This is a genomic window from Corynebacterium sp. MSK019 (assembly GCF_030232425.1).
Classification (GTDB): Bacteria; Actinomycetota; Actinomycetes; order Mycobacteriales; family Mycobacteriaceae; genus Corynebacterium; species Corynebacterium jeikeium_D.
In genome coordinates this window covers 25444-33335 of record NZ_JASPJT010000016.1, presented here as the reverse complement: position 1 = coordinate 33335, position 7892 = coordinate 25444, and the positions used below count along the sequence as shown (strand labels likewise).

General features: G+C 56.0%; 8 protein-coding genes. 4 read left to right on the top strand and 4 right to left on the bottom strand.

All coding sequences use genetic code 11. The annotated features are described in order from the left end of the window. Positions 1-366: 366 nt before the first annotated feature. A complete protein-coding gene (locus tag QP982_RS09985; RefSeq protein ID WP_070438323.1) occupies positions 367-864 on the bottom strand; it encodes a ferritin in 498 nt (165 codons plus the stop codon). 103 nt (positions 865-967) lie between these two features. Between QP982_RS09985 and QP982_RS09980 the strand changes: the two genes are divergently transcribed. From QP982_RS09980 to msrB, 3 genes are all read left to right on the top strand, one after another. Continuing rightward, the gene (locus tag QP982_RS09980) at positions 968-1780 is read left to right on the top strand and encodes a dihydrofolate reductase family protein (RefSeq protein WP_049193029.1); all 813 of its coding nucleotides are present in this window, start codon (positions 968-970) and stop codon (positions 1778-1780) included. A gap of 143 nt (positions 1781-1923) precedes the next feature. Next, on the top strand, positions 1924-3180 hold the full coding sequence (locus QP982_RS09975; protein ID WP_222865028.1) for a glycosyltransferase family 87 protein: 1257 nt from the start codon (positions 1924-1926) through the stop codon (positions 3178-3180). Continuing rightward, entirely contained in the window at positions 3173-3598 is a 426-nt protein-coding gene (gene msrB, locus QP982_RS09970; RefSeq protein ID WP_187404189.1) for a peptide-methionine (R)-S-oxide reductase MsrB, read from the top strand. The genes QP982_RS09975 and msrB overlap by 8 nt, the downstream gene beginning before the upstream one ends. Positions 3599-3689: 91 nt before the next feature. Here the strand turns inward: msrB and hemQ are convergent, their stop codons facing one another. The 3 genes from hemQ to hemE all read right to left on the bottom strand — a co-directional run bounded on the left by hemQ (position 3690) and on the right by hemE (position 7166). Further along, positions 3690-4388, bottom strand: coding sequence for a hydrogen peroxide-dependent heme synthase (hemQ, locus tag QP982_RS09965; protein WP_049173031.1), 699 nt, complete (start codon positions 4386-4388; stop codon positions 3690-3692). Positions 4389-4472: 84 nt separating this feature from the next. Beyond that, positions 4473-5951, bottom strand: a complete 1479-nt coding sequence (hemG, locus tag QP982_RS09960) for a protoporphyrinogen oxidase (protein ID WP_284870498.1) — start codon at positions 5949-5951, stop codon at positions 4473-4475. A gap of 105 nt (positions 5952-6056) precedes the next feature. Continuing rightward, the gene (gene hemE, locus QP982_RS09955) at positions 6057-7166 is read right to left on the bottom strand and encodes a uroporphyrinogen decarboxylase (protein ID WP_049173035.1); all 1110 of its coding nucleotides are present in this window, start codon (positions 7164-7166) and stop codon (positions 6057-6059) included. Positions 7167-7336: 170 nt separating this feature from the next. Between hemE and QP982_RS09950 the strand changes: the two genes are divergently transcribed. Continuing rightward, positions 7337-7891: a DUF3000 domain-containing protein gene (locus QP982_RS09950; RefSeq protein ID WP_016422661.1), complete on the top strand. Its 555-nt coding sequence runs from the start codon at positions 7337-7339 to the stop codon at positions 7889-7891. Position 7892: the final 1 nt, after the last annotated feature.

Genomic DNA, 7892 nt, shown 5'->3' with positions numbered 1-7892 from the left:
ACCTTATATAAGCCCGTTTTATGCGGCCTGACCAGCAAATAGGCTGAAAATCAGACACACTTTTTGTCACTTAACCCAACCTTTGTTAGGCAACCAATTTCATCGAGTCCTACCGCTCCCCCGGGTTAAGCAGGAAAAATATTGTCCGGCGGGCGTCTCGGCTGGCAGGTTTTCCAATTCGGCGAGCTTTGCTGAGCAGCTCGCTCGTCTAAATGCTATGGACGGTCAGCCCATGACAGCTCCCCGAATTTCGGTTTGGCTGGACGCCAAGCCCATCAATTGATACCCCAGCTACATAGAAACGACCGCCCCAGGAACTTCCCTGGAGCGGTCTTCTCTTTTCGAACTCACAAATCGAGTTTGACGTTAAGCTGCGTCGCGAGCGCCAAGCTCCCGGTCGATACGCAGCAGGCCAGCACCGTTGTCGCCAACAATCTCCAGGCGACCGATGATGCCACGCACGGTGTCCTCTTCCTCAATCTGCTCAACCACGAAGCTGTCCAGCAGCGGGCGGGAGTCGAGATCACCCTCGCTATCAGCAAGCTTGCGGAGGTTACGGATAGATGCCGAAACCTTCTCTTCATGCTCGAGAGCAATGCGGAATGCATCGATTGCGGAAGTGACCTTCACCTCCGGTGCGTCGACAGCACCAATCTGCGGGTGGTTGTCGCGAGCATCGAGGTGTGCGATGAACTGGTTCGCGTGATCAACTTCCTCATCCGCCTGTGCACGCATCCACTCTGCCATGCCGGAGAAATCCAGCAGGTCCAGTTCGATTGCCAGCTGGCGGTAGACGTGGGAAGCGGTGAGCTCCATAGTGATCTGGTCGTTGAATGCCTTCTCAAGAGTATCTGTTAGTCGCATGCCCCTACTATAAGTCCAATCCTTATAAATGACAACGATTATAATACTTCCCTTATAAGCCAGGCCTTGCCTATTCTGCAATCGTCGGCTTAACCTCGGCGGTATGGCTACACTCACCTCCGTAAGCCCATCGACCGACGAAATTCTGCAGTTTCTTTCTCGACCTGCGCAAACGACACATGATACAGCGGCGGTGTCTCACAACACCTCCACCGTCACGGCCATCGCCGTCACCAGCTTGGACGGACGCGGCGCCGTCGAAGGCACCTCTGGCCAGCTTGGCAACGACACCGATGCCACGGTTTTCAACACGCTTCGCGCGCTTGCCGACGTCGTTTTCGTTGGTACAGGCACCATTGCGTCCGAGGGGTACGGGCCAGTTGAGATACCGGAGTACCTAGAGGCCGTTCGACAGAAGCTAGGTCGCTCCGAGCACGTGGCGATGTCCACACTTTCGCGCTCGTTGGATTTAGATATAAAATCTGACTTTTTCGCGAATGCAGAAGTCAATCCTCCGATAATCTTCACCCCGACTAAAGATGCTTTTAATGATGAAGAGGCAAGAGCCGCTCACAAGAACAAAGCTAAAAAGATGGAGTCGGCCGGGGCTCGCGTCGTTAAGTTCCCTAACCCCTCGGTAAAAGCGGCGTTAACGTGGCTGGCTGAACATGGGTATCGGGACATTGTCGTAGAGGGTGGATCGACGATGTATCGAGAAGCATTCAAAAAGGGGTGCGTCGACGAACTGTTCCTGACATTGTCGCCGATGTGGGTGGGTAACGGCCCCCTGACTTTCGGCGAGAACGACCCTGATGAGGACTCGAACTCGACGAACCCGCAGGCTTTTGAAGTGCGGGATATCCTACGTTCCGACTCACACATCTTCCTACGCTATTCCCGCAGCTTCACCCAGTAGGGTGGAGTATTGTGAGTAAACCAAAAACCGACGTGAGCGCAAGCGCAACGGCATTAACGCAAACGTCCAAGGACACGCCAGAGACAAATTCGGTGGCTCCACGCCCTCTGTCTCGGCACGTGTCGCGAGGACTCAGCGCTTTCTTGTGGCCTATCGCAGCTGTGGTGATTTTTCACCGCACCTGGGTTTTGCCGAAAGACGTTTCTGGCACAGATGACTTTACGACCGTCTGGTCGGCAATTAATCGATTCGTATCGCAGGTACCCGTTTATTCGGAAGACTACGTAACAGCCGATCCGCACTATCTGTATTCCCCAGGCGCTACCCTACTTTTAGCCCCGATTGATTTGTTCGGCTCGCTTGAATCGGGCCGAATCTGGTTTGCGGTGTTTCAGTCAGCTGCAATCATTGCGGCAATTGTATTGCTGCTGAGGTGGCTTGGTATTGCGCGCTCTGGCCCCATCATTCCAGCGTCGATAGCACTGCTCTACCTCACGGAACCCGTTACCAACACCCTTGATTTTACGAACGTCAACGGTTCACTGTTCCTTGCATTAGTGCTGTTTTTTATTGCTCTGACCGAGCGGCGCAATATCCTGGCCGGCCTGATCATCGGTATCGCAATCACCATTAAACCTGTTTTCTTGCCAATGCTGTTCCTACCGTTCATGCGCAGGCAGTTCTCTACGGTACTGACCAGTATCGGAGTGGTAATTGCAGCCAATGTCATTGCGTGGCCGCTCATGGTCCAACCACGTGACTACCTAGATATCACCGTCCCCTACCTGGGAGTTGTCCGTGACTTTGCAAATGCTTCACTGACTGGACAGCTTGTTTGGCTAGGTGCCCATCCGACCCTGATTTTGCTGTGGCAGATCTTTTTCGGCATTTTCGTCTTGGTATCCGTCGTGCTCCTTCTTCGCTGGCTCGAAAGGGATGAGAAATTCTGGATTGCTACGACTTCCGGAGTTCTCTTCACCGGCGCGTTCTTCCTTTCCAGCCTGGGCCAGCAGTACTACTCGATGACGCTCTTGCCAATGGTTCTCACCGTGCTTCGCCCATTGGTTTTGGCTCGCGACAATGAAGGAAATATTGGTTCGACAGTCATGTTGAATTGGGGCGCAGGACTCGGAGTCGTACTCTGTTTCTTCTACGCCAATTGGTGGATTGATGAAGATGACCTCTTTTTCCCGTGGTTCACGGTTGCAATCGGCGGTATTGGATGGGCCGTTCTTATTCTCTCCATCACGGCAGCACTCATTCGAATGACGATTGTGGATGCCGTCAATGGGCGTAGCTTTGCATCCGGCTTCAGCTGGCTGAGCGACTGGAAGATAGCAGGCAGGAAGTCTAATCAGGAATCTGATCTCAAGTCTGAGGAGGCTATTCAGAATGGTTGATTCGCATAGCGAAGACTGGAATCTGAGCGAAGAAGAATGGCGCGAACGCCTCAGTGCCGCGGAGTACCAGGTTTTGCGTCAGGCAGGTACTGAACGCGCCTTCACCGGTGAGTACACCGATACCAAGACTCAAGGTGTCTACCGCTGCCGGGCCTGTGGTTACGAGCTGTTTCGGTCGAACGAGAAGTTCGACTCTCACTGCGGTTGGCCATCCTTCTTCTCTCCACTAGCTGGAGACCGGATTATTGAGCGCCGAGACACCAGCCTCGGTATGGTCCGTACCGAAGTGATGTGCAGTCGTTGCAAGTCTCACCTCGGCCACGTCTTTGAGGGTGAGGGATACAATACTCCGACCGACCTGCGTTATTGCATCAATTCAATTTCACTCACGCTCGAACCGGACAAGACGGCTGAATAACTAGATAGAGAAGCAGCGCCGCTGGTCAAAATCCCGTCAGTTAACGGGGCTTGACCAGCGGCGCTGCTGATTCTCTCGTTGATTGCGTGAGCTACGGCAGAACGTTGATGATCTCTGCGATGTCATCGACGCGACGTCCCGTGTGGAACGGAATCTCTTCGCGGACGTGCAGACGAGCCTCGGTGTAACGCATCTTCCACATCAAGTCCACAATGCGGTCGAGCTCCGGCCCCTCGAATGCAAGGATCCACTCGTAGTCACCGAGTGCGAACGCCGGGACAGTATTGGCGCGCACATCCGGGTAGTCACGACCGGCCATACCGTGTTCAGCAAGGATGCGGCGTCGCTCGGTCGGCTCCAGCAGGTACCAGTCGTAGGAACGAACGAAGGGGTAAACCGCAATCCATCGTCCCGGCTCTTCACCCATGATGAACGACGGCAGGTGCGACTTGTTGAACTCAGCTGGACGGTGCAGCGCAGCGTTCGACCAGTGCGGAGTGGATGCCTTGCCCAGCGGAGTCTCGCGCAGGAAGGCGTTGTAGAACGCCTGCAGGTCTTCCAGCTTCTCTGCGTGGATCCAGAACATGAAGTCGGCTTCAGCACGCATGGCCGAAACATCGTAGAAACCACGGATGATCAGATCAGTGTCTTCGTAACGAGCCAGGAATTCCTTGGTCTTAGCCACTGCCTCTTCGCGGTTATCACCGAGTGCACCTGGGGTCACCTTGAAGGCAGACCACATGGTGTAGCGGATGGTGTCGTTGAGCTTCTTGAAATCGAGCTTGGTCATTAGTTGTCTCCTAGTTCGGTTGAAAGGTTTGTTTAAAAACGATGGGTCAGCGCCAGTTTCGTACTCAGCACCAATCTCGCAGCTTTATCCCAGCTCCGCAGCAATCTTGCTGGCCGCAGCCTTGGCGTTGGAGATACATTCCGGAATGCCCGGGCCACTGAGCCACGCCCCTGTTGCTGCAAGCTTAGGCACCTCGGCCAAATCCTGGCGAGCAAAATCCATCAGGCCTCCATGCCCCATATCGAAGCGTGGAATCCCCGCCCACCAACGCTGGACGAAAACCGCTGTCGGTTCGACATCAAAGCCAGTCGCCTTAGCCAAATCTGCTTTTGCCCTGGCGATGAGGTCCTCGTCGCTACGATGCACGTGCGAGTCATCATCAAAACGGCCGAAGCTTGCCCTCACAACGGCACCGTAGCGCTCACCAATATGTGGCCACTTCCGGGACGACACTGTAAAAGCTTTCGCGGACAGGTCAGCACCAATCTCGCACAACACGCCGTTGATCTCCGGCAGTCCTTCCGACGAGTCGAAACACATACCGACCACCGCCGAGTTCGACGTGTCTACCCCACCAATGAGCTCGGCCGCCTCTGGCGCAAGATTGCTCAACAGCTCCGATGTGGTTGCAGAAGGTGCCGCCACGACAACACCGTCGACGTCGATAGTGCTAATGCTCGTGCCGCTTTCCGACGGCAGTTCCACTGTCACCTCAAAGCCGTTGTCATGCTGGCGCAGACCAGTAGCCTTCGTCGACAAGAGGAGTTCGGCTCCCGATTCGTCGACAAGCGTGTTGTAGAGAACCTCGAAGCCATCGCGGAACGTTTGGAAGACCACCGGTCGCTTCGTCTTCGTCGAATCTGTCGCAGCCTCACTACTCAGACGCGCCTGCTGCGCCTCCTTACGTGCTTCCAGAACGCGCTGGACAGCGCCGGTGAGGCTGACATGGTCACCGACACTAGCCATTTCATCAAGCGCTGCCGCCAGCTGTGGGATGGTCGCACGCAGACCCAGATCGTATGCGGTGGTTGAGTAGACGCCCCCGAGCAGCGGGGAGACGATGCGGTCAACGACTTCCTCACCGAGCCGCGCCGCGACCAGCTGGCCGACATTCATGTCGTCACCCAGTACCCAGTGCAAGGCTGGAGTGAGCTCGGGGTTCGACTCGGCATCAATCTTGGCGAGGGTGGCCTCGCTGAGGAGGTAGCCCAACCCTTCTGAACTTCCTGGAATACCGGTGACCGTGTTACGCGGAAGGTCCTTGAGTTCACCGCCAATGTAGAGCTTGGAAGGCAGCCCCGAAGGGGCGACTAGCTGATCTGCCAACCCGAGTTCCTTGAAAAAATCGGTGGCATCGTGACGGAACGCCAGGTACGCCTCAGCGCCCGCCTCAAGAGGGCCGTTAGCTCCTGGTCGAGTCTTCAGCTTGCCGCCGACCTGTGCACTGGACTCGATGACAATTATTCTTGCGGCGGGTCCGAGCTTTTTACGCAACTCATACGCTGCGCTCAGGCCGGAGATACCGCCACCTATGACGGCAATGGTAGAAGGTTGTGCAACCACGGTATTTCGTACGCTTTCTCTATGCCCGCGCCTCGAGCGGGCACGGTCGATAAGACTTGTAGGAAATTAGCTAGTGCGTGTTTTACACGCCTGTTGCGTCGGCTTTTACGTTGCGTGAATGATCTCAACGGCGCGCGTAATCGCGTCGGCATCGGTATTCGGTAGCACCCCGTGACCCAAGTTGAAGATATGTCCACGGGCGTCACCACGCTTAATTGCACGGTCCGCCTCAGAGCAGATGCGCTGAATCTCTTGGGTCATTGCATCTTCACCGGCAAAGAGAATCGCCGGGTCAAGGTTGCCCTGCAATGCAAGGCTGTTTTCCGCCGGGTCTGCGCCTCGGTGAACGTCGGAAAGCGTGGCACGAATGCGGTTGGCAGCAACGTCCAGTGGCACGCGCCAGTCGACGCCCATGACTTCTGGGCCGGCTTCAGCCATCGCACCGAGAAGCTCGCCGGTGCCCACACCGAAGTGGATGCGCGGAATGCCGGCGTCGGCGACAGCCTGGAAGATTTCCTTCGAGTACGGCAACACAAAGCGGCGGTAATCACGCTCGGTGAGATAGCCAGCCCAGGAGTCGAAGAGCTGAATAGCGTCCACACCAGCGCCAATCTGCGCGCGCAGGAAAGCAATCACCATCGGAGTGATTTTCTGCATCAGGTGATCCCACAATTCAGGGTCCGAGTGCATCAGCGCCTTAGTGCGCTCGTGATTGCGGGATGGACCGCCTTCAATCAGGTACGACGCCAAGGTGAACGGTGCACCGGCGAAACCAATGAGTGCCTGGGTATCATTCAGCTCTTGCAGAATGAGGCCGATACCCTCGGCCACCGGAGCGAGTTGCTCTTCCGTGACTTCCGGTAGAGCCTTGATGTCTGCTTCCGAGCGCACCGGAGTATCCATTACTGGACCGCGGCCAGGAACAATATCCAGGTTGACACCCGCAGCCTTCAGCGGCACGACGATATCGGAAAAAAGAATCGCAGCATCAACGTCGTGCCTACGTACCGGCTGCATAGTAATCTCAGCGAGCAGTTCCGGGCGGAAGCAAGAGTCCAACATACCGATGTCCTTGCGCACCTCACGGTACTCAGGCAGTGAACGACCAGCTTGCCGCATAAACCACACCGGGCGGCGCGAAGGAGTTCGACCGTAAGCTGCATCAAGAATCGGGGCATCAGTCAAAGTGCGACGATTGTTCATACGGACAATCATGCCCCACTTACCTTAGAAATTGATATGTGGGGTACTAAGAACAGGAAATTCTCTCGCCCTGCTGTGCGTTTTCGACGAACCGCTTGGTCGCTTCCCACTCTTTTCGGCGCGCCTCCCACTAACGCAAGCGTCATATGGCTAAGTTCAGGCGCGTGAATGGAACCGATTCAATGCCACAGAACTTCCGCGCCGCGGTCCAGTCAATGCACTCTGCTGAACTGCGACCTGAGATTGCTCTGGGCACCGTTCGGCCACCGCAGAAGCTGGCACCGTTTAGCCACGCTGTCTCGCTTGAGGTCACGCAGCCCGAAGCTGATATCGTCCCCGAGTCCTCGGACGACGATGCCTTTGGTCGTTTAATTTTGCTCCATGACCCCCGCAGTGAGGAAACCTGGGACGGTGACATGCGCTTGGTTGCATACATCCAGGCGGATATGGATGCCTCCCTCGCGGAAGATCCGTTGCTTCCCCAGGTTGCCTGGCAATGGCTCACCGAGGCTCTGGCTGAGAACAACGCCGAACTGTCGAACTTGGGTGGCACGGTGACTACTACGAACTCTGTCCGCTATGGCGAGATCGGCGGCAAGCCACAGGCCTTTCAATTAGAAATGCGCGCATCGTGGACTGCTCGTGGCACCGACCTGCGCACCCACGTTGAATCCTTCGCTCAGGTACTAGCGAACGTCGCTGGTCTGCCACCCGTCGGCGTTTCCCTGCTGGGCTGAT